This window comes from Burkholderia sp. NRF60-BP8 (assembly GCF_001522585.2).
Classification (GTDB): Bacteria; Pseudomonadota; Gammaproteobacteria; order Burkholderiales; family Burkholderiaceae; genus Burkholderia.
The window spans coordinates 2,643,069-2,668,095 of sequence record NZ_CP013372.1 but is presented as its reverse complement, the minus strand read 5'-3'; the positions used below and the strand labels follow the sequence as shown (position 1 = coordinate 2,668,095).

General features: G+C 68.1%; 20 protein-coding genes. 11 read left to right on the top strand and 9 right to left on the bottom strand.

What is annotated here, in order from left to right:
* Both WS54_RS12325 and WS54_RS12320 read right to left on the bottom strand, forming a co-directional pair.
* On the bottom strand, positions 1 to 252 hold the full coding sequence (locus WS54_RS12325) for a DUF4148 domain-containing protein (RefSeq protein WP_059780140.1): 252 nt from the start codon (positions 250 to 252) through the stop codon (positions 1 to 3).
* A gap of 310 nt (positions 253 to 562) precedes the next feature.
* Complete coding sequence (locus tag WS54_RS12320) at positions 563 to 1,966, bottom strand: GntP family permease (protein ID WP_034205921.1); 1,404 nt, start codon at positions 1,964 to 1,966, stop codon at positions 563 to 565.
* Between the two features lie 316 nt (positions 1,967 to 2,282).
* On the opposite strand from WS54_RS12320, the gene WS54_RS12315 reads away from it, so the two are divergent.
* The 5 genes from WS54_RS12315 to WS54_RS12295 all read left to right on the top strand — a co-directional run bounded on the left by WS54_RS12315 (position 2,283) and on the right by WS54_RS12295 (position 8,048).
* Entirely contained in the window at positions 2,283 to 3,770 is a 1,488-nt protein-coding gene (locus WS54_RS12315; protein WP_034205922.1) for a sigma-54 interaction domain-containing protein, read from the top strand.
* Between the two features lie 54 nt (positions 3,771 to 3,824).
* On the top strand, positions 3,825 to 4,352 hold the full coding sequence (locus WS54_RS12310; RefSeq protein ID WP_059780139.1) for a BON domain-containing protein: 528 nt from the start codon (positions 3,825 to 3,827) through the stop codon (positions 4,350 to 4,352).
* 61 nt (positions 4,353 to 4,413) lie between these two features.
* Entirely contained in the window at positions 4,414 to 4,686 is a 273-nt protein-coding gene (locus WS54_RS12305) for a hypothetical protein (RefSeq protein WP_052100172.1), read from the top strand.
* Positions 4,687 to 4,789: 103 nt separating this feature from the next.
* A complete protein-coding gene (locus WS54_RS12300; RefSeq protein ID WP_034205924.1) occupies positions 4,790 to 5,095 on the top strand; it encodes an H-NS histone family protein in 306 nt (101 codons plus the stop codon).
* Positions 5,096 to 5,690: 595 nt separating this feature from the next.
* Positions 5,691 to 8,048: a GNAT family N-acetyltransferase gene (locus WS54_RS12295; protein ID WP_059780138.1), complete on the top strand. Its 2,358-nt coding sequence runs from the start codon at positions 5,691 to 5,693 to the stop codon at positions 8,046 to 8,048.
* 657 nt (positions 8,049 to 8,705) lie between these two features.
* Here the strand turns inward: WS54_RS12295 and WS54_RS12290 are convergent.
* Positions 8,706 to 9,257 (bottom strand): hypothetical protein, encoded by a 552-nt coding sequence (locus WS54_RS12290; protein WP_034205926.1) that lies wholly within the window; start codon positions 9,255 to 9,257, stop codon positions 8,706 to 8,708.
* A gap of 176 nt (positions 9,258 to 9,433) precedes the next feature.
* Positions 9,434 to 10,255 carry an IclR family transcriptional regulator gene (locus WS54_RS12285; RefSeq protein WP_034205927.1) on the bottom strand — a complete coding sequence of 274 codons (822 nt, stop codon included), beginning with the start codon at positions 10,253 to 10,255 and terminating at the stop codon, positions 9,434 to 9,436.
* A gap of 662 nt (positions 10,256 to 10,917) precedes the next feature.
* Here WS54_RS12285 and WS54_RS12275 point away from each other — a divergent pair.
* Complete coding sequence (locus tag WS54_RS12275) at positions 10,918 to 11,766, top strand: ureidoglycolate lyase (RefSeq protein WP_059780137.1); 849 nt, start codon at positions 10,918 to 10,920, stop codon at positions 11,764 to 11,766.
* 187 nt (positions 11,767 to 11,953) lie between these two features.
* Here WS54_RS12275 and WS54_RS12270 read toward each other — a convergent pair whose 3' ends face one another.
* Positions 11,954 to 12,337 (bottom strand): VOC family protein, encoded by a 384-nt coding sequence (locus WS54_RS12270; protein WP_027781675.1) that lies wholly within the window; start codon positions 12,335 to 12,337, stop codon positions 11,954 to 11,956.
* Positions 12,338 to 12,591: 254 nt separating this feature from the next.
* Here WS54_RS12270 and WS54_RS12265 point away from each other — a divergent pair, with 254 nt between their 5' ends.
* Positions 12,592 to 13,245, top strand: coding sequence for a CGNR zinc finger domain-containing protein (locus WS54_RS12265; RefSeq protein WP_059780136.1), 654 nt, complete (start codon positions 12,592 to 12,594; stop codon positions 13,243 to 13,245).
* 15 nt (positions 13,246 to 13,260) lie between these two features.
* Here WS54_RS12265 and prpR read toward each other — a convergent pair whose 3' ends face one another.
* Positions 13,261 to 15,243, bottom strand: coding sequence for a propionate catabolism operon regulatory protein PrpR (prpR, locus tag WS54_RS12260; protein ID WP_059780135.1), 1,983 nt, complete (start codon positions 15,241 to 15,243; stop codon positions 13,261 to 13,263).
* A 170-nt stretch (positions 15,244 to 15,413) separates the two neighbouring features.
* Here prpR and prpB point away from each other — a divergent pair, with 170 nt between their 5' ends.
* From prpB to prpF, 4 genes are all read left to right on the top strand, one after another.
* A complete protein-coding gene (prpB, locus tag WS54_RS12255) occupies positions 15,414 to 16,307 on the top strand; it encodes a methylisocitrate lyase (RefSeq protein ID WP_034205933.1) in 894 nt (297 codons plus the stop codon).
* A gap of 105 nt (positions 16,308 to 16,412) precedes the next feature.
* Positions 16,413 to 17,585: a bifunctional 2-methylcitrate synthase/citrate synthase gene (gene prpC / locus WS54_RS12250; RefSeq protein ID WP_034205934.1), complete on the top strand. Its 1,173-nt coding sequence runs from the start codon at positions 16,413 to 16,415 to the stop codon at positions 17,583 to 17,585.
* 81 nt (positions 17,586 to 17,666) lie between these two features.
* Complete coding sequence (acnD, locus tag WS54_RS12245; RefSeq protein ID WP_059780134.1) at positions 17,667 to 20,261, top strand: Fe/S-dependent 2-methylisocitrate dehydratase AcnD; 2,595 nt, start codon at positions 17,667 to 17,669, stop codon at positions 20,259 to 20,261.
* Positions 20,262 to 20,285: 24 nt separating this feature from the next.
* A complete protein-coding gene (gene prpF, locus WS54_RS12240) occupies positions 20,286 to 21,476 on the top strand; it encodes a 2-methylaconitate cis-trans isomerase PrpF (RefSeq protein ID WP_059780133.1) in 1,191 nt (396 codons plus the stop codon).
* A gap of 55 nt (positions 21,477 to 21,531) precedes the next feature.
* On the opposite strand, the gene WS54_RS12235 is transcribed toward prpF, so the two are convergent.
* From WS54_RS12235 to WS54_RS12225, 3 genes are read right to left on the bottom strand one after another with little or no spacing between them, the layout of a single operon-like run.
* Positions 21,532 to 22,470 (bottom strand): alpha/beta hydrolase, encoded by a 939-nt coding sequence (locus tag WS54_RS12235; RefSeq protein ID WP_059780132.1) that lies wholly within the window; start codon positions 22,468 to 22,470, stop codon positions 21,532 to 21,534.
* Positions 22,471 to 22,507: 37 nt separating this feature from the next.
* A complete protein-coding gene (locus WS54_RS12230; protein WP_059780131.1) occupies positions 22,508 to 23,662 on the bottom strand; it encodes an acyl-CoA dehydrogenase family protein in 1,155 nt (384 codons plus the stop codon).
* Between the two features lie 38 nt (positions 23,663 to 23,700).
* Positions 23,701 to 25,023: an MFS transporter gene (locus tag WS54_RS12225; protein WP_059780130.1), complete on the bottom strand. Its 1,323-nt coding sequence runs from the start codon at positions 25,021 to 25,023 to the stop codon at positions 23,701 to 23,703.
* Positions 25,024 to 25,027: the final 4 nt, after the last annotated feature.

Genomic DNA, 25,027 nt, shown 5'->3' with positions numbered 1-25,027 from the left:
TTACCGGCCCGACTCCGACGACGCGCCGCGATCGCTTCCGTATCCGGCGTCGTGCTGACGGGCGATCTTCGCTTCGGCGGAGACGATGCTGGCCGGATAGAACCAGTCGCTCGACTGGAAGCCGGCCTGCTTGAGCGCCTTGACTTCGGCGTGGACCTGCGCGCGCGTGAGCGGCTGGTTCGACTGGGCCTGTGCGGCAAGCGGGGCCGACACGGCCAGGACGACGGCAATGGCTGGGATCAGGCGCTTCATGATGGGGACCTCCACGATTTCCGGTGAATCGCGGCGCTTCGTTCGTCGAAGCGCCGCGAGACGTTGAAATCAGTGTAGGCCGGGGCGGGCGCCTGAAAAATGCGATCGCGCCCAACGCAGTGTTTTGCTGCGGGTAACAATGCGTGGGGGCGGGGGCGAGCGATGGCCCGGACGACTGCCGGCGTGTCGATTTGGCGTAGGGAAATGAAAATCGGACCGGATGCGCTTGCCGGAATCCGTTCCGGTGCGCATGCGGTCCGATCCTGAAAGCGAGACGGCGGCGCACGAAACGCCGCCTTGATGCCGAGACTTACACGAGCCCCGTCGCGTAGTACACGGCGATCACGAAGAACACCGCGAGCGTCTTGATGACGGTGACCGCGAAGATGTCGCGATACGACTCGCGGTGCGTGAGGCCCGTGACGGCGAGCAGCGTGATGACCGCGCCGTTGTGCGGCAGCGTGTCCATGCCGCCGCTCGCCATCGCGACGACCCGGTGCAGCACGTCCATCGGGATGTTGGCCGCCTGCGCGCCCTTGATGAACAGGTCCGACATCGCGGCGAGCGCGATGCTCATGCCGCCGGACGCGGAGCCCGTGATGCCCGCGAGCGAGCTGACCGACACGGCTGCGTTGACGAGCGGGTTCGGGATGCTCTTCAGCGCATCGCTGACGACGAGGAAGCCCGGCAGCGCGGCGATCACGCCGCCGAAGCCGTATTCCGACGCGGTGTTCATCGCGGCGAGCAGCGCGCCGGCGACGGCGGCCTTCGAGCCGGCCGCGAAGCGACCGCTGACGCGCTTGAATGCGGTCAGCAAGACCAGCACGATCCCGAGCAGCAGCGCGGCCTCGACCGACCAGATCGCGACGACCGTCTTGATCGACGTCGTGACCGGCGCGTGCACGCCCGGCAGCACTTCCGGCGCGACCGTGTACGACGCGGCGCCGTACCACTGCGGGATCAGCTTCGTGAACGCGAAGTTCGACACGCCGACGAGGATCAGCGGCAGGATCGCCAGCGCGGGATGCGGCAGCGCCGTTGCCTCGACGCGCTCCGGCTCGTTGACGAGCGACGTGCCGTAGCCTTCGCCCTTCGCCATCGCCGAACGGCGACGCCATTCGAGATACGCGAGGCCGACGACGATGATGAACAGCGAGCCGATCGTGCCGAGCGCGGGCGCGGCCCAGGCAGTCGTCTTGAAGAACGTGGTCGGGATGATGTTCTGGATCTGCGGCGTGCCGGGCAGCGAATCCATCGTGAACGAGAACGCGCCGAGTGCAATCGCGCCGGGCATCAGCCGTTTCGGGATGTTGCTCTGACGATAGAGTTCGGCCGCGAACGGATAGACCGCGAACACCACGACGAACAGCGATACGCCGCCATAGGTGAGCAGCGCGCACACCGCGACGATCACCGCATTCGCGCGCGAGCGGCCGATGTAGCGGATCGCCGCGTGGACGATCGACTCGGAGAACCCGGACAGTTCGATCACCTTGCCGAACACGGCGCCGAGCATGAAGACCGGGAAATACAGTTTGACGAAGCCGACCATCTTCTCCATGAAGATGCCGGAGAAGACCGGTGCGACGGCGGCGGGGTCGGTCAGCAGCACCGCACCGAGCGCGGCGATCGGCGCGAACAGGATCACGCTGTAGCCGCGATACGCGGCAAACATCAGGAACGCCAGCGCGGCGAGGACGATCACGAAAGACAAGGGAGTCTCCTAATGGCTTTGGTTGTTGTTCGATCGCGCGGTGCGCCGCGGACCGGCTCAGGTTCGTGCAGGTTTCGTGCCATCGGCCGGATTGCGCCGCCGGACATGGGTCCGCCGGCGGCCGGCGGGCCCGCGCCGGCGTAGGTCTGACGATTCTACATAAAACGTCTCCATCCGGAGACGTTTTGGCCATCCGGTCGACCGTCGACATCGTGCAGGGCTTTCCCGGACAACGCGTTGCGGCGTGTCTCCGGAGTGAGATAATCCGTCTCGTTCCGGAGACGCCCGGCCGACGATAAACGGAGACGAAGACACGATGATGAACGACTGGGCCCGCCTGCCCGTCAACTACGGCGACGTGCTGCGGCGCGCTGCCGAGTCGCTGTTCCGGACCTTCGAGGATTCGAGCGCGGGCACGGTGGTCGTCGATCGCGACGCGCGCGTCGTGTGGATGAACGAGCGTTACGCGGCGCGCTTCGGTTTCGCCGATCCGCAGCAGGCCGTCGGCCTCGATTGCGAGGCCGTGATTCCGAACAGCCTGATGCGCGAGGTCGTGTCGACCGGGCAGCCGATCCTGCTCGACATCATGGAGACGGGCCGCGAGCCGCTCGTCGTCACGCGCCTGCCGTTGAAGAACGAGGCCGGCGAGACGGTCGGCGCGATCGGCTTCGCGCTGTTCGACCAGTTGAAGACGCTCACGCCGATTTTTTCTCGCTACGCGCAGCTTCAGCAGCAACTGATCGCGACGCAGCGCTCGCTCGCCCAGGCGCGCCGCGCGAAATACACGTTCGCGAGCTTCGTCGGCACGAGTGCCGCGAGCCTCGAGACCAAGCGCCAGGCGCGCCGCGCCGCGCAGGTCGACTCGCCGGTGCTGCTGCTCGGCGAGACGGGCACCGGCAAGGAGCTGCTCGCCCACGCGATACACGCGGCATCGGCGCGTGCGCTCCAGCCGCTCGTGACCGTCAACGTCGCCGCGATTCCCGACACGCTGCTCGAAACCGAATTCTTCGGCGCGGCGCCTGGCGCGTACACCGGCGCCGATCGCAAGGGGCGCGTCGGAAAATTCGAGCTGGCCGATCGCGGCACGTTGTTTCTCGACGAGATCGGCGACATGCCGCTGCCGTTGCAGGGCAAGCTGCTGCGCGTGCTGCAGGACAAGGAGTTCGAGCCGGTCGGCTCGAACCGGATCGTGCGCGCGGACGTGCGCATCATTGCCGCCACGTCGGCCGACCTGCCGGCGCTCGTGGCAGCCGGGCGGTTTCGCGCGGATCTCTATTACCGGCTGAACGTGCTGACGATCCATGCGCCGCCGTTGCGCGAGCGCGCATCGGACATCGCCGCGCTCGTCTACGCGACGCTCGAGGAGCTGGCAGCCCAGCACGGGCGCGCCGCGCACTGCGAGCTGACCGACGATGCGCTGCGGATGCTGTGCGCGTATCCGTGGCCCGGCAACGTGCGCGAGTTGCGCAATACGCTCGAACGCGCGCTGATGCTGTCGGACCGTTCGGTGATCGATGCGCGTGCGCTCGCGCCGTTTCTCGGGCCGGTGCGCATCTCGCCGGAGGGTGCCGCGCCGGTGCAGCGAGTCGCCGCGGCGCCGGCCGAGCAGCGCGCGGGCGATGCGTCGACGGCATCCGGTGCGCCGGCCGCCTCGTATGCCGATGCGCTGGCGGCGTGGGAGCGCCAGTTTCTGACCGATGCGCTGGCGGCCTGCGACGGGAAAGTGGTCGAAGCGGCCGCGCGTATCGGGATCGGCCGCGCGACGCTGTACAAGAAACTGGCTGCGCTCGGTATCGACCGGTAGGCCGATCGGCGATGCCGATGCGGCTCGACGTAACGCATCGAACGGGAGATCGCGATGAAGCGGATCGGCATTGTAGGATGGCTCACCATGTTGCTCGCGAGCGCCGCACTCGCGCAGGCCGGCGACGCCGATGCGCCCGACGCGCGGCGCAACTGGTACGGCGATCCGTTCGTCGCGCTGTCGCAGGACGTGGCCGAATGCCCATTGCCGCTCGGCCCGTGGATGACACGCGCCGAGATGACGGACGATGCGCACTACCGCGCCGAACGCGGCACGACCTGCTGGCTCGCCCATCGCTGCACGAAACCGAACTCGTATATGTATGACGCGTCGATCGCCGATGCGGCGAAGGCACACTTCGCCGGCTCGGATCGTCTGCGCGGCACGAGCCTGTGGATCACCGTGCAGCGACGTTTCATCTACGTCGAAGGATGCGCGGATACGACGCTCGATCGTCAGGCGCTGCAACGCGAATTCGAGGCGCTTCCGGACGTCGAGCAGGTTTTCGTTCGCATCACCGACGATCCGCGCAAGCGCTTGCCGTACAAGGTGCGCGGGCAACCCGAGCGCACGCCGGACTGACGGCCGAAGGGCCGCCCATGGCATACTCGCGACATTCAAAAAAAGGTTGACGGGAAGAACGATGAAACACATGCTTGCGTCGGTCTGTCGGTGGCCTCGGGCGGCCGTGATGGGGGTTCTGGTTGCCGGGCTCGGCGGGTGCGGCGGCAGTGCTCCGCTGTTCACGTCGGACGGGCGTCCGACCACTCAGGTGCAATGCACCGGCAGCGACTGGAGCAATTGCACCGACAATGCCCGGGCCATGTGCAACGGCGATTTCGACGTGATCCAGCAATCGACGGATGACGCCGTGCGAAATCTTCTCTTCGCATGCAAGAAGAAGAGCGGTTATTGATCCCGAAATGACCGGCCGAGGAGATCACGATCGGGCGAAGCGCTTTTCCGTTTGCTTTGAGTCACTTGTTTTTCACGAATAACACTCATGGAGTCCCATCCATATGGCGACCTACAGGCAACTGAGCGCGCAGCTCGAACGGCTTCAGCAAAAAATCGACAAGGAACGTGAAAAGGCGGTTGCCGACGCGATTGCGCATATCCGCGCGAAAATCGACGAATACGACATTACGCCGGAAGAGCTCGGTTTTCTTCCGGCAAAATCGGCTGCCGCCGCTACCGCCGCGAAGCCCAAGCGAACCTTGCCGCCGAAGTACCTGAACCCGAAGACGGGCGAAACCTGGAGCGGCCGCGGGCGGGCGCCGGCATGGCTGGGCAAGAACCGCGGGCGTTTCCTGATCAAGGACTGACTCCCGAAAATCCTCACCTTTCGCGTGCCGACCGACGGTGCGAACGGCCATGCGGCCTTCGCACCGTTTTGTTTGGGCGCAATCGTCATGCGCTTTTCCCCGGCGAATTGAAGTGCAACGTCGCGCAATTAACGGATCCCGTTTTGCGAATTCGCCGCGATCCGGCCGCATATTGCGGCGAATTTCCGTAAACACCCGCGTAATGGCGCAATGCATGCGCATTGTCGTTCGCGCTTTTCGCGGTGCCTGCCCGACACGGATTTTCATCACATTTCGCATGCTGGCGCAGTGTGTCGTGTGAATCCCGAAGATACTCACCATGGTTCCTGTAAATCCTCACCTTTGAGAAGCGGCTGCAGCGTCGTGCCGCGTGACGTGCCGCGCTGCATGCATCGCGCGAAGAACTGGCGCTGCGACGCCGGGCAGCGTGGGTTGCCGTCCATGCTGCGAGCATTGACGTCCGTCGAATAGTCGGCCGTTCGGCATATAGGCAGTCGCGGGCGCTTCGCCTATGCTTGGAGTTCGCGTCGATCGGCGCACGGCCTGCAAGGCCGCACGCCGATCGTGTCGTCTTTCGTCACCGCAGGGAGCCGATGTGACCGTTCGCCATCTCGATGCGTTGTTCCAGCCCAGGTCCGTGGCGATCGTCGGCGCGTCGTCGCGCGCGGGCAGTATCGGCGCGATGGTGTGGTCGCGTGTGCTCGACGGCGCGTTCCAGGGGCCCGTGTGGCCGGTCAATCCGAAATATCGCGAGCTGGACGGGCATGCGGTCGTCTCCGATGTCGACCGGCTGCCCACGCCGCCGTCGGTTGCCGTGATCTGCACGCCGCCCGCGACCTGGGCCGGCATCGTGCGCAAGCTGGGCGAGCTCGGCACGCGCGTCGCGGTGATCGTCGGCGAGGCGCGCACCGAGGCCGATCGCGCTGCGGTCGATCGCACGCTGAAGGCGGCGAAGCCGTTCGTGCTCCGTATCGTCGGGCCCGGCAGTCTCGGCGTGTCGTCGCCCGCGCGACATGCGCATTTCGGCGCGCCTGCCTATACGGTGCGATCGGGCGGTGTCGCCTGGGTGTCGCAATCGAATGCGCTGACGAACGCGGTGCTCGGCTGGGCCGATGCGCGGGGCCTCGGCTTTTCGCATGTCGTCGCGCTCGGCAGCGAATCCGATGTCGATGCGGGCGACGTCCTCGACTATCTGGCGAGCGATCCCGGCACGCGCGCGATCCTGCTCGAGCTCGATACCGTGCGCGCCGCGCGCAAGTTCATGTCGGCGGCGCGCGCGGCCGCACGCAACAAGCCGGTGCTCGCGTTGCGCACCGGCCGTGCCGACCCCGGCGATGCGCTCTACACGGCGGCGTTCCAGCGCGCGGGCATGGTGCGCGTCGATGCGCTCGACGATCTGCTCGACGAAATCGAGACGCTCGGCGTCGGCCGCGTCACCGCGCGGGGCGCGGCGACGCTCGTGACGAGCGATGCGGGCGTGGCGAAACTCGCGGTCGATGCGGTTGCCGAAGTGCGCGACGTGCTGACCGACTGGTCGCCCGCGGCAACGTCGGCCGTCGCGGCTGCGCTGCCGCACCTCGCGGCGCCCGGCAATCCGCTCACGCTGGGCGACGATGCGCGCCCCGAGCACTTTGCCGCGGCAATCAAGGCGCTTGCCCCGTTTCCGCAGACGGGCACGCTGTTCGTCGTTCATTCCACTTCGCACAGCGCGCCGGCCGATTCGGTCGCGCGCACGCTGATCGACACGCGGCAGCATGCGCATCGCGGCATCTTCGCGTGTTTCTTCGGTGCGGTCGACGCGGCGACGCGCGACGCGCTGCACGCGAACGGCATTCCGGTGCACACGACGCCGCAGCGGCTCGCACGCGCCTATGCGCGTCTCGTCGACTACAACCTCGGGCGCCAGTTGCTGATGCAGACGCCGGAGGGCACGCCGCCGCAGCCGGCCGAGTGCGTGGCGTCCGCCCAGGCCGACGCACGCCGCATGGTCGAAGCCGGTCAGCATGAACTGGCCGGCGAAGCCGCGCTGCACTGGCTGTCCCGTTTCGGTCTGCAAGGCGAGCCGCCCGACGAACCGGCCGGCAAGAAGGTCGTCGACATCACGGTCGACATGTACGACGATTCGAACTTCGGTCCGGTGTTTCGCTATGCGGTGCCACCGGCCGACGGCGTATCGGCGCCGTTCGTCGTCTACGGCCTGCCGCCGCTGAACACTGTGCTCGCCCGCGCGGTGATGGAGCGTTCGCCGTATGCGCGCAGCACGCCCGTCGAGCCGACGCTCGACGCGCTGACGGCACTGTCGCAAGTCGTGTGCGACGTGCGCGAAGTCGTTGCGATGTCGGTCACGCTGCGCGTGCTGCCCGACCGCACATGGGTGGTCGCGCCGCGCATCACGCTGGCTTCGGGGCGCAGCCGGCTCGCGATCATGCCGTATCCGCGGCACCTCGAGCAGACGCTCGAGTGGCGTGGCGAGACGGTGACGATCCGTCCGATCCGTCCGGAAGACGAGGCCGCTCACAACGAGCTGCTCGGCGCGATGACGCCGGAAGATCTGCGGATGCGTTTCTTCGGCGCGGTGCGCAGCTTCGATCATTCGCAGGTGGCGCGCATGACGCAGATCGATTACGACCGTGAGATGGCTTTCATCGTGTCCTTCACCGATGTGTCGGGGCGCGACCACACGCTCGCGGTCGCGCGGGCGGTCGCCGATCCCGACAACGAGACGGCGGAATTCGCGATCGCGGTACGGCCCGATCAAAAGGGCAAGGGGCTCGGCAGGCTGATGATGACCCGCATCATCGACTACGCGCGCTCGCGCGGCACCGCCTGGATGGTCGGCGAGGCGCTGCGCGAGAATTCGGCGATGATCTCGCTCGCGAAATCGTGCGGGTTTGCGGTGTCGACGACGGAGGAGCCTGGCGTCGTGGGTTTCAGGATGAAGTTGCAGCCGTAGGCGTCCGCGTCGGTCTCAGGTCTGGCGCTCGGGGCAGCGCAGGGCGTCGACGCGTCCGAACATTTCGTCAAGTCGCGCGATAAATAAGGAATGCAAATCGTTTGAGCCGGCCTTGAAGCAAGGCGTCCGGCAACGTGTCGGACCTGTCGGTCGCAGCGATACCGCAACGCATGCATGGCGTCCGGCGATGCTCGCAGCGTGCTGCGATATTCGTCCGCCGCGGCCGTTTCCCCCGATGTGCCTGCAAGCCTTCGCTACCGCACTCCGGCCTCGCGTTTTCAACGCCGTGACCAAGGTGAGACTTTTCGGGAGCGGCGAGTGAGCTTTTCCGGGGCAGCATGGTGAGCCGATACGGGAGCGTTCGGTGAGCTCTCCCGGGAACGGCCGGTGAGCACCTACGGGAGAGGCCGGTGAGCCTTTCCGGGAGGCTTCGGTGAGCACTTGCGGGAGCGATGGGTGAGGACGTTCGGGAGCCGTCAGTGAGCGTTTCGCGAGTCTCGGGTGAGGCTTTTCGGGAGACCGTGGTGAGCGCTTGCGGGATGCTCAGGTGAGCTTTTTCGGGAGCATGCGAACGCGCGGCTCCCGTGGGCGCGGCGCCGGCTCGTGCCGGCGTGACGCGCGGGTGCGGGCACGCAGGAACCGTGCCCGCGATTACTTTCACGCAGCGAGTTTCGCCGCCGCGTCGTTTACCTGGTCGCGCGAAATCGCGAGTTCCTCGAGGTGCGCATCGGCATAGACAGCACCGGTTTCGCGTTCGAGGCGCGCGATCGTGAGCGCACAGCGCGCGGTGTCTTTTGGCATCGCGATGAAGCGCTTGACCGACTCGCCGGACGTGAACGCGTCGAACAGTGCGCCGCGCACGTCGTCCGGAAGCGTCTTGGTCCACTGGTACGGCTTGCCGTTGAATGTGATCGACGGCGGCAGCGTGCGTTCCTTCTTGGTCGCCGTGATGAGCCCGTAGGTGCGCGCCGCGTCGCCGATCTGCTCCGGCGAGAAGAGTTCGTCGGGCGTGATGTCGAACTGCTCGATGTAGTTTTCGATCGCCTGCATTGCGGCGGCACGATCGTCGCGCTTTTTCTGCGCGCGCGCGACGATATCGCGCAACTCGTCCGCTTCCTCGGGCGTGATCGTGAAGCTTGCCTGCTTCTGCTGAAGTTCGGAGAAACGCTGGAATTCTTGATCGTTCAGAAGTTTGGCCATGACATCCATCGGACACGACGGTCGCGACAACCGGCCGCCGTAGTTTTTGAGAGGGCCGCTATTCTAGCGTAGCGCCGCGGACGCCCGATGCGACATCGCGCATCGGGCACCGCACGGGCGTCGCGCACACCCGGAGCCGGCGCCGCCGCGCCGTGCCCCGTGCATTTTGTCGGGTAACCCGCGCGTCAGCAGGTCTCGGTGCGGCACATCGACAGATAAGCGGCCGTATCGCGCAGTGCGTCGACGACCACGTCGACGGACGGCGCCATGTGCGCATCGATCCGGCGCATGTACGGACACGTCAGCACGGCGATCGCGTGGCCGGCCGGCCCGAGGATCGGCACGGTCAGGTCGGTCACGCCGTACGCTTGCCGGCTGTCCTGGCGCAGATAGCCGGACTGCCGGATCGACTGACACGCATTCGCGAGCTCCTGCTCGTTCAGCGGCGCCTCGCCCTTGACCTTGCAGTGCTCGGCCAGCATGTGCGCGCGTTGCTCGGGGCCCTGGTACGCCAGCATCATGCAGCCCGACGCCGTATCGGCGAGGCCGACGCGCGAGCCGAGCCGGACCGACACGCCCCACGGGCCGGGCCCGTCCACCTGCGCGATCACGAGCAGGTTGCCGCGATCGTAGACGGACAGGTGGCACGACTGCTCGGCCGCATCGGCAAAGCGCTGCATCGGCGGCAGCGCCTCGGCGATCAGCCGGTTCATCGGCGGATGCCGGTGCGCAAGCGCGAACAGCTTGAGGCTGAGCGTGTAGCGGTCGCCGCCGGTCGAGCGCATCACGTAGCGGCGCGCGACGAGGCGTTCGAGCATCCGGTAGATTTCGCTCGCGTTACGGCCGAGCTCCTTCGTGATTTCGGTGCGGGTGAGTCCTTCCTTCTGCTCGGACAGGAGTTCGAGAATGTCGAGGCCCTTGTCGAGCGCGGGTGCGCGATAGCGGTCGATAGCGGCCATCGATTCCCGTGCGTCGCTGCCGGGAAGCGGGTCGTTGGTTGTCTGCATTGTCGGTGTGAGGTTGGGGGATTACCGTCGATCGGTTGGCGACGCACGCTGGCCGGTTCTGCACGCGTATAGGGCGGCCCCGCGGATGGCCATGGAAGCCATCCGTGCGAGCTTAGCAATAAACATACAGTGTGCAATGCAGCGTCTTTTTACCGATCGTTACCGAACAAGAACGGATGGGCAAACGTTTTCGATGACAGGGGCACCCCGAATAGCCAGTATTCATGCTCCGATGGCAGATGCTGCCGCGAACGGCGGCCGATCGATCGACGCGGTGCAGCGGGTGCTGCGCCGCAGTGTCGGCAGACGCACCAATAGTCGGTATCCGTCGCGCGTCATTTCACGGCGCGCGGCCGATGGTACAAAGGCTTGCGGGCCAGCGACGGCGCGGCCGCGCGTGCAGCCGGCCGGCATGGGCCGGCACGCGTCGCGGATGCCAGGCCGTCGTCGCCGATGCGCAGACCGGCGGCCGCCCGTTCGATGCGCGCCGTACCGTCGTACGGCGCCGCGATCGCTGCGCCCGCGCGACGCTCGCGCGTCGACGGCATGCCGCAGGCGGCGCCGACGCGTGCACTCGACGATCGACGACCCGTCCGGCGCGCGGCCGCGAAAGGCCGCGTCGGCCGGTATCCTGTCCCATTCGACAACAGAGGTTAAGCACGATGAAACTGCTTCGCTATGGCCCGTCCGGCCAGGAAAAGCCCGGCATCCTCGACGCGGCCGGCCGGATTCGCGACTTGTCCGCGCACGTGCCGGATCTTGCCGGCGATGTGCTGTCCGACGCGGGTCTCGCGCGGCTGCGCGCGCTCGATCCCGCCACGCTGCCGCTCGTGTCCGGGGAGCCGCGCATCGGCGCGTGCGTCGGCCGCGTCGGCAAGTTCATCGGCATCGGCCTGAACTATGCCGACCATGCGGCCGAAGCCGGCATGGCGGTGCCGAAGGAGCCGGTCGTGTTCGGCAAGTGGACGAGTTCGATCTGCGGCCCGAACGACGGCATCGACATCCCGAAGGGTTCGGTCAAGACCGACTGGGAAGTGGAGCTGGGTGTGGTGATCGGCGCGACGTGCAAGGACGTCGGAGAAGCGCGCGCGCTCGATTACGTCGCGGGCTATTGCGTGGTCAACGACGTGTCCGAGCGCGAATGGCAGCTCGAGCGCGGCGGCCAGTGGGACAAGGGCAAGGGCTTCGACACGTTCGGCCCGCTCGGCCCGTGGCTCGTCACGCGCGACGAAGTGCCGGATCCGCAGCGTCTCGACCTGTGGCTCGAAGTCGACGGCCACCGTTATCAGAGCGGCAACACGCGCACGATGGTGTTTACGGTCGCGCAACTGATCGCGTATCTGTCGACCTGCATGACGCTGCAGCCGGGCGACGTGATCACGACCGGTACGCCGCCGGGCGTCGGCATGGGCATCAAGCCGTCGCCGGTGTTCCTGAAGGCCGGCCAGACGGTGCGCCTCGGGATCGAAGGGCTCGGCGAGCAGTTGCAGAGCACGCGCAACGCGCAATGAGCGCGTGAGCGGCGCGGGCGGCTGGAGCATGCCGCCACCCGCGCGCCGGTCATGCTACTCGACCCGTCGGCATGACCGCCGCCGCGACCGGCGCGCACCGAACGACGAGGTAACCGAAACGATTGGCCCGGTTCCGCGCGATGCGGAATCGGGCCTTTGTCGCTCGTCCGGGGCCGGACGAAGCGGATCAGACGACGTTGTCGAGCTCGCAATGCGCTTCGAGCCGATACCCGTCGGGATCGACGACGAACGCCGCGTAATAGCCGGGGCCATAGTGCTCGCGCTTGCCGGGCCCGCCGTTGTCCTTGCCGCCGTGCTCGAGCGCGGCGCGGTAGAACGCGTCGACCTCGACCGGCGACGCGGCCTTGAACGACAGGTGCAATCCCGAATCGGGATCGGCGACGACGGGGCGAGCCGCGTGCTGCAACCACAGCTCGGGCTCGGTCGTGCCGTACCCGATGGCGCCGTCGTCGCTATACAGACGCTTGTAGCCGAGTGCGCCGAGCGCGCTGTCGTAGAAGGTGCGGCTGCGGCCGATGTGTGCAACGCCGAACGAAAGGTGATCGATCATCTGTGGCTCCTTTGAACCGAGGGGGGACGTCAGTGCGGCGAACCGGCTTATAGACACCATGCCAACCGCTTGTAGCGAAGCGCGCCGAGCGTGATGTCGTCGTACGTGCGGCCGGTGGGTTTGTGGATAACGCTGAACGAAAGACGATCGATCATCTGTGTCTCCTTGAGTCGAAGGGGGCGTCGGTGCAGTCAACCTGTTTTTAACCACCATGCCGGTTATGTTAGAAATCGCTCGGGCGCTTGTCAACCGGCATGGTGGTTAGATACGATCGCGTCATGAGAAAAACGCAACCTTCCGTCACGACGGACTGCCTGATCCCGGCGCCGCCCGAAACGCTGAGCCTCGATTTCGCGAACACGCTGTACTGGCGCGGCAGCGATCCGCCGACGGAAACCTTCGGCACGCTGGACGACCTGCTGGCGTGGTGCCGCGAACAGGCCGGCGTACCGGCCGGGCTGGCCGACGCATGTCGCGTGCCCGGCGAAGGGAAAGAGACGGGCGACGCGCCGACGATGCTCGCGCGGGCGCTCGCGTTGCGCGAGGCGCTATACCGGCTATTTCACGCCCAGGCGGAGCAGCGCGAGCCGCAGGATGCCGATCTCGCGCTGCTCGGCGGCTTTCTGGCGGAAGCGTCGCCGCGCGTTGCGCTGGCGCGCGTCGACGGTCGCTATGCGTGGCGGATCGACGCGTCGGGCGCCACGCTCGCGGGGCTGTTGAGTCCGGTGCTGTGGTCGGCGATCGACCTGCTCGGCGGCACGCGGCTCGCGAAGGTCAAGCGCTGTGCGAACGATGCATGCCAGTGGCTGTTCATCGACGACAGCAAGAACGGCAGCCGACGCTGGTGCTCGATGTCGTCGTGCGGCAATCGTGCGAAGGCGTATCGCCACTATCACAAGGCCGAATGACCGGGCGGCCCGAACCTATTTCGCCGACAACTTCCGCCACAGCGTCGTCTTGCTGATGCCGAGCATCGCGCACGCGCGGTCGCGGTCGCCGCCGCACGCGTCGAGCACCGCGCGGATCTCGTCGGCTTCCGCGCGACGGCGGCGCGCATGTAGCGTTTGCGCGTCGTCGGCGTCGGCCGTGTCGGGCGGCGCGGCGAACAGCTCGGGCGCGATCGCCTGCAGCGCGCCGGGGGCGAGCGCCGCGCACGCGGCGCCCGGATCGCTTTCGTCGACTTCCTCGGCCAGCTCCACCGCGATCCGCTCGACCACGTTCTGCAGTTCGCGGACATTGCCGGGCCAGCGGTAGCGCGCGAGCGTCGCCTGCGTCGCGTCGAGCACGCGCAGCGCGTCGTCGGTGTCGCGCACGCGTTCGGCGAGACGCGGCTCGCGCCGCGCGGCCTGCACGAGCAGCGTCGCCGCGAGCGCGGGAATGTCGGCTGCGCGCTCTCGCAGCGGCGGCAGGCCCACGTTCAGGATGTTGAGCCGGTAATAGAGATCCGCGCGGAACGTGCCGGCCTCGACGGCCGCGAGCAGCGGCCGGTGCGTCGCGGCGATCACGCGCACGTCGATGCGGATCGGCTCGGTCGAGCCGAGGCGGATCACCTCGCGCTCCTGCAGCACGCGCAGCAGCCGGCTCTGCAGCGACGGCGGCATCTCGCCGATCTCGTCGAGAAACAGCGTGCCGCGGTGCGCGGCCTCGAACAGGCCGGTCTTGCCGCCGCGCCGCGCGCCGGTGAACGCGCCTTCTTCATAGCCGAATAGTTCGCTCTCGAGCAGCGCTTCCGGAAACGCGCCGCAGTTGACCGCGACGAACGGATAGTTGCGCCGCGCGGACAGCGCGTGCAGGCTCTGCGCGATCATTTCCTTGCCGGTGCCGCTTTCGCCGAGCACGAGCACGGTCGCGTCGGATTTCGCGTAGCGGCGCACGAGGTCGCGCACGCGCGTCATCGGCGCCGATGCGCCGACCACGTCGTCGAGCGCGTAGCGTGCGGCGAACTGCTGCGTGGTCGGTTGCGAACGCAACGCGCGATCGAGCCGTTCGACCGCACGCGATTCCTGGAACGTCAGCACGCTGCCCGACGTGACGCCGCGATCGACCAGCGGCCCGCGATGCACGACGTAGCGCACGCCGCGTATCGTCGCGAGCGCGTCGCCGTCTTCGCCGCGCAGTGTGCGCAGCTCGGGCCGCAGGTCGACGAGCGCGCGACCGACGGCCGCCGCCGGTTCGACCCCGAGCGCCGACGCGAGCCGTTCGTTGATCGCCTCGACGCGGCCGTGCGCGTCGAGCGCGACCACGCCGTCGCGCAGGTGCTGCAGCAGCGTGTCGAGCCGCTGGCGGCGGAATGCCTCGGCGTGCGTCGCATATGCGACTTCGAGCGCCGTCTCGACCGCCTTGCGCACCGACGCATGCGAATACAGGAACACAGCGCCCATGCCGGCACTCGCCGCGAGGTCGGTGACGAGGCCCGGGCCGACGATCGTCTCGATGCCGCGATCGCGCAGGTCGTGCACGCAGGCTTCCGCTTCCTGCGCGGACTGATATGACGCAAACTGCACGTCGAGGCCGTACGCGGCGACGAAGCGGCGCACCTCGGGCGGCGTTTCGCCGGCGCTGACGAGCGCGATCCGCGCGGCATCGCGCCGCGCGCGCGCGAGCGCCTGCATCACGTCGAAGCCGGTCGGCGACACGACCACCACCGGTACCTGCGCGCGCGTTTTCAGGAAGCCGCCGTTCGAGCCGGCCGCGACGATCACGTCGGGCCGCGCGGCGCCGGCCTCGGCGATCGCGCTTAGCGCGTCCTCGTACGCGCGCGTCACGATGCGCACGTCGGCGCGTTCGTCGAATTCGCCGGCGATCTCGCGAAACAGGTCGCGCAGGCGGCTGATGCCCATCGCCCAGATGCGCGGGCGCACGGTGCGGTCGGCCGGGCCGACGGGCTTGGTCGAAGTGAGGTCCATGACGGCCGATTATGCGCGCGCGCTTTCATTTTTGAAACATGAAATTGCCGAATTGAAATGGGCGACCGATGCAACGCCCTCGGCGGTTGCTTAAGAATCAGTGGGTTAGCGACGTTTCGCGTGCTGGCCCGGTCCTTGCTGTTATCGGGCATTCCATCAGGAGGCCGTTCATGAGCAATACGCATCTTCAGAGCGCCGGCGCGAAGTTCCGCGCGGCAGTCGCGGCGGAGCAGCCGCTGCAGGTGGTCGGCGCGATCACCGCGTACGCGGCCAAGATGGCGCAGGCCGTCGGCTTCAAGGCCGTGTACCTGTCGGGCGGCGGCGTCGCGGCGAACTCGCTCGGCATCCCCGACCTCGGCATCAGCACGATGGAAGACGTGCTGATCGACGCGACCCGGATCACCAACGCGACCGACCTGCCGCTGCTGGTCGACATCGACACGGGCTGGGGCGGCGCCTTCAACATCGCGCGCACGATCCGCTCGTTCATCAACGCCGGCGTCGCGGCCGTGCACCTCGAGGACCAGGTCGGCCAGAAGCGCTGCGGCCACCGCCCGGGCAAGGAAGTCGTGCCGACCGAGGAAATGGTCGATCGCGTGAAGGCCGCGGTCGATGCGCGTACCGACGACCAGTTCGTGATCATGGCGCGCACCGATGCGGCCGCCGCCGAAGGGATCGATTCGGCGATCGAGCGCGCGGTCGCGTACGTCGAAGCCGGCGCGGACATGATCTTCCCGGAAGCGATGAAGACGCTCGACGACTACCGTCGCTTCAAGGCGGCCGTGAAGGTGCCGATCCTCGCGAACCTGACCGAATTCGGCTCGACGCCGCTGTTTACGGTCGACGAACTGCGCGAGGCGAACGTCGACATCGCGCTGTACTGCTGCGGCGCGTATCGCGCGATGAACAAGGCCGCGCTGAATTTCTACGAAACGCTGCGCCGCGACGGCACGCAGAAGGCAGCCGTGCCGACGATGCAGACGCGCGCCGAGCTGTACGACTTCCTCGGCTATCACGAATACGAGCGCAAGCTCGACGAACTGTTCGCGCAGGGCAAGAAGTAATGCGCCCGCGCGCCGGGACGCGGTTCCCGGAACGCATTGCATGAAGTCGGGGCGCGCCGCAGCGCCGGCCCCGGCCGAGATAGATCCCCATTGGAGAACGGAAACATGAGCGAGACGAAAGACGCAGCAGCACCGGCCGCCGCAGGCGCATTCAAGCCGAAGAAGTCGGTGGCGCTGTCGGGCGTGACGGCCGGCAACACCGCGCTGTGCACGGTCGGCAAGACCGGTAACGACCTGCACTATCGCGGCTACGACATTCTCGACGTCGCCGAATCGTGCGAATTCGAGGAAATCGCGCACCTGCTCGTGCACGGCACGCTGCCGAACCTGACCGAACTGGCTGCCTACAAGGCCAAGCTGCGTGCGCTGCGCGGCCTGCCGAGCGCGCTGAAGGCCGCACTCGAACAGATTCCGGCGTCGGCCCACCCGATGGACGTGATGCGCACGGGCGTGTCGGTGCTCGGCACCGTGCTGCCGGAGAAGGACGACCACAACCTGCCGGGCGCGCGCGACATCGCCGACCGCCTGATGGCGTCGCTCGGCTCGATGCTGCTGTACTGGTATCACTTCTCGCACAACGGCAAGCGCATCGAGACCGAAACCGACGACGACTCGATCGGCGGCCACTTCCTGCACCTGCTGCACGGCAAGACGCCGTCGAAGTCGTGGGTCGAGGCGATGCACACGTCGCTGATCCTGTACGCGGAGCACGAATTCAACGCGTCGACGTTCACCGGCCGCGTGATCGCGGGCACGGGCTCGGACATCTACTCGGCGATCACCGGCGCGATCGGCGCGCTGCGCGGTCCGAAGCACGGCGGCGCGAACGAAGTCGCGTACGAGATCCAGAGCCGCTACAGCTCGCCGGACGACGCCGAAGCCGACATCCGCCGCCGCGTCGAGAACAAGGAAGTCGTGATCGGCTTCGGCCACCCGGTCTACACGATCTCCGATCCGCGCAACAAGGTGATCAAGGGCGTCGCGCACAAGCTGTCGAAGGAAGCGGGCGACCTGAAGTTGTACGACATCGCCGAGCGCCTGGAATCGGTGATGTGGGACGCGAAGAAGATGTTCCCGAACCTCGACTGGTTCAGCGCTGTGTCGTATCACATGATGGGCGTGCCGACCGCGATGTTCACGCCGCTGTTCGTGATCTCGCGCACGTCGGGCTGGAGCGCGCACATCATCGAGCAGCGCATCGACAACAAGATCATCCGCCCGAGCGCGAACTACACGGGCCCGGAAGACCTGCAGTTCGTGCCGATCGAGAAGCGCTGACACGTCCGCCGCGCGCACCGGCGCCCGCGAGGCGGGCGGCCGGCGCGCGGCGCGTCATACCCCGAATTCCCGCCCCACATCATGAATACCGCCAACCGCAAACCCCTGCCCGGCACGTCGCTGGACTATTTCGACGCGCGTGCCGCGGTCGACGCGATCGCGCCCGGCGCGTACGACACGCTGCCGTACACGTCGCGCGTGCTCGCCGAAAATCTCGTGCGCCGCTGCGATCCGGCGATCCTCGCCGAGTCGCTGAAGCAGATCGTCGAGCGCAAGCGCGAACGCGATTTCCCGTGGTTCCCGGCGCGCGTGGTGTGCCACGACATCCTCGGGCAGACGGCGCTCGTCGATCTCGCTGGCCTGCGCGACGCGATCGCGGACGGCGGCGGCGACCCGGCGAAGGTGAACCCGGTCGTGCCGGTGCAACTGATCGTCGACCACTCGCTCGCCGTCGAATGCGGCGGCTTCGACCCCGACGCGTTCGCGAAGAACCGCGCGATCGAGGATCGCCGCAACGAGGATCGCTTCCACTTCATCGAGTGGACGAAGAAGGCGTTCGAGAACGTCGACGTGATCCCGCCGGGCAACGGCATCATGCACCAGATCAATCTCGAGAAGATGTCGCCGGTGATCCAGGCGCAGGATGGCGTCGCGTTCCCGGACACCTGCGTCGGCACCGACAGCCACACGCCGCACGTCGATGCGCTCGGCGTGATTGCGATCGGCGTCGGCGGCCTCGAAGCCGAGAACGTGATGCTCGGCCGCGCGTCGTGGATGCGCCTGCCCGACATCGTCGGCGTCGAGTTGACCGGCAAGCGCCAGCCCGGCATCACCGCGACCGACGTGGTGCTCGCGCTGACCGAGTTCCTGCGCAAGGAAAAGGTGGTCGGCGCGTATCTGGAATTCCGCGGCGAAGGCGCGGCGAGCCTGACGCTCGGCGATCGCGCGACGATCTCGAACATGGCGCCCGAATACGGCGCGACGGCCGCGATGTTCTTCATCGACGGCCAGACGATCGACTACCTGCGCCTCACCGGCCGTAGCGACGAGCAGGTGAAGCTGGTCGAGACGTATGCGAAGACGGCCGGTCTGTGGGCCGACACGCTGAGCAACGCGCAATACGAGCGCACGCTGACGTTCGACCTGTCGAGCGTCGTGCGCAACATGGCCGGCCCGTCGAACCCGCACAAGCGGCTGCCGACGTCCGATCTCGCCGCGCGCGGCATTGCCGGCCAGTGGGAAGACAAGCCGGGCCAGATGCCCGACGGCGCGGTGATCATCGCCGCGATCACGAGCTGCACGAACACCAGCAACCCGCGCAACGTGATCGCGGCGGCCTTGCTCGCGCGCAACGCGAATGCGAAGGGCCTCACGCGCAAGCCGTGGGTGAAGAGTTCGCTCGCGCCCGGCTCGAAGGCGGTCGAGCTGTATCTGGAAGAAGCGAACCTGCTGCCGGAACTCGAGAAGCTCGGCTTCGGCATCGTCGCGTTCGCGTGCACGACCTGCAACGGGATGTCGGGCGCGCTCGACCCGAAGATCCAGCAGGAGATCGTCGATCGCGACCTGTACGCGACGGCCGTGCTGTCCGGCAACCGCAACTTCGACGGCCGCATCCATCCGTATGCGAAGCAGGCGTTCCTCGCGTCGCCGCCGCTCGTGGTCGCGTATGCGATCGCCGGCACGATCCGCTTCGACATCGAGCGCGACGTGCTCGGCCACGGCCCCGACGGCAAGCCCGTCACGCTGAAGGACATCTGGCCGAGCGACGAGGAGATCGATGCGATCGTCGCGTCGAGCGTGAAGCCCGAGCAGTTCCGCAAGGTCTACGAGCCGATGTTCGCGCGCGGCGCCGCCGCCGGCGAGCGCGCGGCGCCGCTCTACGACTGGCGCGCGCAGAGCACGTACATCCGCCGCCCGCCGTACTGGGAAGGGGCGCTGGCCGGCGAGCGCACGTTGAAGGGCATGCGCCCGCTCGCGGTGCTCGGCGACAACATCACGACCGACCACCTGTCGCCGTCGAACGCGATTCTGCCGAACAGCGCGGCCGGCGAGTACCTCGCGAAGATGGGCCTGCCGGAAGAAGACTTCAACTCGTACGCGACGCACCGGGGAGACCACCTGACCGCGCAGCGCGCGACTTTCGCGAACCCGACGCTGATCAACGAGATGGCGGTCGTCGACGGCGCGGTGAAGAAGGGCTCGCTCGCGCGCGTCGAGCCGGAAGGCAAGGTCATGCGGATGTGGGAAGCGATCGAGACGTACATGAATCGCAAGCAGCCGCTGATCGTGATCGCCGGCGCCGACTACGGCCAGGGCTCGTCGCGCGACTGGGCCGCGAAGGGCGTGCGGCTCGCGGGCGTCGAGGCGATCGCCGCCGAAGGCTTCGAGCGGATCCACCGCACCAACCTGATCGGGATGGGCGTGCTGCCGCTCGAGTTCAAGCCGGGCACCAACCGGACGACGCTCGGCATCGACGGCACCGAGACCTTCGACGTGATCGGCGAGCGCACGCCGCGCGCCGACCTGACGCTCGTGATTCACCGCAGGAACGGCGAGCGTGTCGAAGTGCCGATGACGTGCCGGCTGGATACGGCCGAGGAAGTGTCGATCTACGAGGCCGGCGGCGTGCTGCAGCGTTTCGCGCAGGACTTCCTCGAATCGTCGCAGGCCGCCTGAACGACGCACATTGAGAACACAGACATGGCTCATATTCCTCAAATCAGGATTCCCGCCACCTACATGCGTGGCGGCACCAGCAAGGGCGTGTTCTTCCGGCTGCAGGATCTGCCGGATGCCGCGCAGGCGCCCGGCGCCGCGCGCGACGCGCTGCTGCTGCGCGTGATCGGCAGCCCCGATCCGTACGGCAAGCAGATCGACGGGATGGGCGGCGCGACGTCGTCCACCAGCAAGACGGTGATCGTGTCGACGAGCACGCGGCCGGGCCACGACGTCGACTACCTGTTCGGGCAGGTCGCGATCGACCGCGCGTTCGTCGACTGGACCGGCAACTGCGGCAACCTGTCGGCGGCCGTCGGCCCGTTCGCGATCGCCGGCGGCCTCGTCGATCCGGCGCGCGTGCCGCGCGACGGCGTCGCGACCGTGCGGATCTGGCAGGCGAACATCGGCAAGACGATCGTCGCTCACGTGCCGATCGTGAACGGCGCGGTGCAGGAGACGGGCGACTTCGAGCTGGACGGCGTCACGTTCCCGGCCGCCGAAGTGCAGCTCGAATTCATGGACCCGGCCGCCGAGGAAGAAGGCGCGGGCGGCTCGATGTTCCCGACCGGCAACCTCGTCGACGATCTGACCGTGCCGGGCGTCGGCACGCTGAAGGCGACGATGATCAACGCGGGCATCCCGACGATCTTCGTCGACGCGGAAGCGATCGGCTATACGGGCACCGAGCTGCAGGACGCGATCAACGGCGACGCGAAGGCGCTCGAGAAGTTCGAGACGATCCGCGCGCACGGCGCGTTGCGCATGGGCTTGATCGACACGCTCGACGAAATCGCGACGCGACAGCACACGCCGAAGATCGCGTTCGTCGCGAAGCCGGCCGATTACGTCGCCTCGAGCGGCAAGCGCGTGAACGCGGGCGACGTCGACCTGCTGGTGCGCGCGATGTCGATGGGCAAGCTGCATCACGCGATGATGGGCACCGCGGCGGTCGCGATCGGCACGGCCGCGGCGATTCCGGGCACGCTCGTCAATCTCGCGGCGGGCGGCGGCGAACGCAACGCGGTGCGCTTCGGGCATCCGTCGGGCACGTTGCGCGTCGGTGCGGAAGCGAAACGGGAAAACGGCGAGTGGACCGTCACGAAGGCGATCATGAGCCGCAGCGCGCGCGTGCTGATGGAAGGCTGGGTGCGCGTGCCGGGCGACGCGTTCTGATCGTCGTCGGTACCGGCGCGGATGCGGGCGGCTTCGGCCGCCCGCGTCGTTTTCGTCAGCCGTGCAGGAAGCGGCGCAGCGCGTCGTGGCTCAGGCGGCGTGCCGTTTCCGAGATGCGCGCGCCGGGCACGATGTCGAACCCGTGTACGCCGCCGGGCAGCACGTGCAGCTCGGTCGGCACGCCCGCGCGGAGCAGGCGCTGCGCGTAGTCGAGATTCTCGTCGAGGAACAGGTCCAGCGAGCCGACCGACAGGAACGTGGGCGGCAGGCCGTCGAGCCGCGTGGCGCGCGCGGCCGCCGCGTACGGCGACACGCCGTCGATGCCCGGCGCATGACCGAGCAGCGCGGTCCAGCCGAACCGGTTGTTGGCCGCATGCCAGATGAATTCGCCGGCATGCGGATGCGGCGTGCGCGTGCAGGTGCGATCGTCGAGCATCGGATAGATCAGGTGCTGGAACGCGAGCGGGAATTCGCCGCGGTCGCGCGCCAGCAGCGCCAGCGCGGCGGCGAGCCCGCCGCCCGCGCTTTCGCCGGCCACGCCGATCCGCGCGGCGTCGAGGCCGAGCGTGTCGGCGTGACCGAACACCCACGCGAGCGCCGCATAGCAGTCCTCGATCGCGCCGGGAAACACGGTTTCCGGCGCGAGGCGGTAGTCGACCGAGATCAGCGCGCAGCCGAGCTGCGTCACGAGCGACCGGTGCACCGCTTCGAGATCCTTCGCCGCGCCGCGCACGAAGCCGCCGCCGTGCAGGTGGACGATCGCCGGCAGCGGGCGCGCGTGGCCGTCGGGCAGATAGACGAGGACCGGGACGTCCGGCGCGCCGGCGGGGCCGGGCACCGTGCGGCGTTCGAGCGTGCTGCCGGCCAGGTCGGGCGGCGGCAGCGGCAGCACGCGCCGGCGCGACTGCGCGAGGTTGTCGGCGTCGAGCGTGACGGTCGGCCAGGTCTCGAGCAGCGGGCGGATTTCGGGATCGACGAGATGCAGGGTCTTCAATGCAGGCTCCATCGTGGAAGTGGGCGGCGCGCCGCGGTCACAGCACGCTACGTGCGACGACCCAGCGGTGCACCTCAGTCGGGCCTTCGAAGATGCGCATCAGTCGCGCCTCGGTGGCCATCTGCTGCAACGGCATTTCCTTCGTCATGCCCATCGCGCCGAGCGTCTGCATCGCATGATCGATGACGGTCCACGCCATTTCGGTCGCGAACACCTTGACCATCGAGATCTGCGTGCGGGCATCCTGCCCGGCATCCACGCGCGCGGCCGCTTCGTAGGTCATCAGGCGGCATGCGTGGATCTGCGTGAGCGCGTCGGCGACCCACCACTGGACCGCCTGACGCTCCGCGAGCGGCACGCCGAAGGTCGTGCGCTGCTTCGCATGGTCGCACAGCAGCGCCACCGCGCGCTCGGCGCGGCCGATGCACCATGCGGCCATCTCCAGCCGCCGGTTCGCGAGCCGGGCCTGCATCGGCGCGAAGCCGGCGCCTTCCCTGCCCAGCAGTTGCGCCGCGGGAATGCGGCAGTCTTCGAGCACGATCTCGTAGGTCGACAGCCCGCCGATCATCGGAATCCGGCGCTCGATGACGAAGCCCGGCGTGCCGCGATCGACGATGAACGCCGACATGCCGCCGCGCTTGCCCTTGTTGCGATCGGTCAGCGCCATCACGATCGTCCAGTCGGCTTCGGCCGCGTGGCTGATCCAGATCTTCCGGCCGTTCAGCACCCAGCCGTCGCCGTCGCGCACGGCCGTCGTCGACAGCGCGCCCGGATCGGAGCCGGCGCCGGGCTCGGAGATCGCCATCGCCGCACGCGTGGCGCCGCGTGCGTACGGTTCGAGATAGCGCGTGCGTTGCGCATCGTCGGCCGCGTCGCACAGCATTCGCAGGTTCGGCGAATCGGGCGGCAGGATGTACGGGGTGACGGTCGTGCCGATCGCCTCGTTCACGCCGACCATCGCGACGGCCGGCAGATCCGAGCCGCCCGCGTCGAGCGGTGCGTCGAGTCCCCACAGGCCGAGTTGCCGGGAGCGCGCGTCGAGGTGCGCGCGCTCGTCGGCGAGCAGCCCGAAGCGTTGGCCGTCGGCCTCGCGCGCCATCACCGCCGCTTCGAGCGGAATCAGCTCGTCCTTCACGAAACGTGCGACGAGGTCGCGGATCATCCGGTGTTCGAGTTCGAGTTCGAAATTCATCAGAGTGGGTCCGTACAGGGGAGGAAGAAGTCGCGCCGTCAGCTGGCGTTCGCGTGCGCCGCCGCGCGGGCGCGCAGCGTGCCGAGCAAGGCGAGCGCGCCGGCCGCCAGCAGCGCGGCATTGAAATAGAGCCCGCTGCGCATCGACCCGGTGGCCGTGTTGAGCACGCCCATCAGGAACGGGCTCGCGAACCCGCCGATCGCGCCGGTCATCGTGATCGCCGCGATCGCGACGGCCATCGCGCGCTTGGGCAGCGCGAGCCCCGGCAGCACCCAGAACGCGGGCAGCGCCGCGGCGTGCGTGGCGACCGCGATGCACAGCGCGATCATCAGATGCGACGTGCCGGCGCTGGTCGCGAGAGCGGCGAGCGCCGCCGCGCACGCGAGCATCGCGACGGCGCCGTGCTTGCGCCATTCGCGCCGGCGCTCGGTGCGCCAGCCCATCGCGAGCATGCCGACGATGCCGCACAGATACGGGAGCGCGGACAGCAGCCCGATCTGCATCGCGCCATGCAGGCCGCCGCGATGCAGGATCACGGGCATCCAGAACACGAGCGCGTAGCCGGCGGCCGCGATCGCGAAATTGGCCGCGCACAGCAGCCAGAAATCGCGATGCGCGAGCAACGGCCGCGCCGCGTGCGCGGCCGGCGTACCGGCTTCGGCCTGCGCATGCGCGGCGCGCAGCGCGGCCTTGTCGGCGTCGGACAGCCAGCGTGCGTCGTCCGGCCGGTCGTCGAGAAAGCGCAGCGCGACGAGGCCGAGCGCGCTGCTCGGCAGCCCTTCCACGACGAACAGCCATTGCCAGCCGCTCAGGCCGGCCACGCCGTCGAAGTACGACAGGATCGCGCCCGACACGGGGCCGGCGATCAGCCCCGCGAGGTACAGCGCGGTCATGAACAGCGCGAACGCCTTCGCGCGTTGCCGCGGCGGATACCACGCGCCGAGATAGAACAGGATGCCGGGGAAGAAGCCGGCCTCGAACACGCCCAGCAGGAAGCGGCACGCGTAGAACTGCGCGGGCGTCGCGACGAACATCGTCGCGGCCGAGCCGAGGCCCCACAGCACCATGATCCGGGCGATCGTCCGGCGCGCGCCGATCCGCGCGAGCCACGCGTTGCTCGGAATCTCGAACGCCATGTAGCCGATGAAGAAGATGCCCGCGCCGAGCCCGTAGACGGCGTCGGAGAAGTGCAGTTCGGCGGCCATCTGCGCGTGTGCGAAGCCGATGTTGATGCGGTCGATGAACGACAGCGTGTAGCAGAGGATCAGGAACGGCAGCAGCCGACGCGAGATCCGGCGGTAGAGCGCCTGTGGCGCGCCGTCGTCGACGGCGCTCGGGCGGGTCGAAAGGGTCGGGGTCATGGGC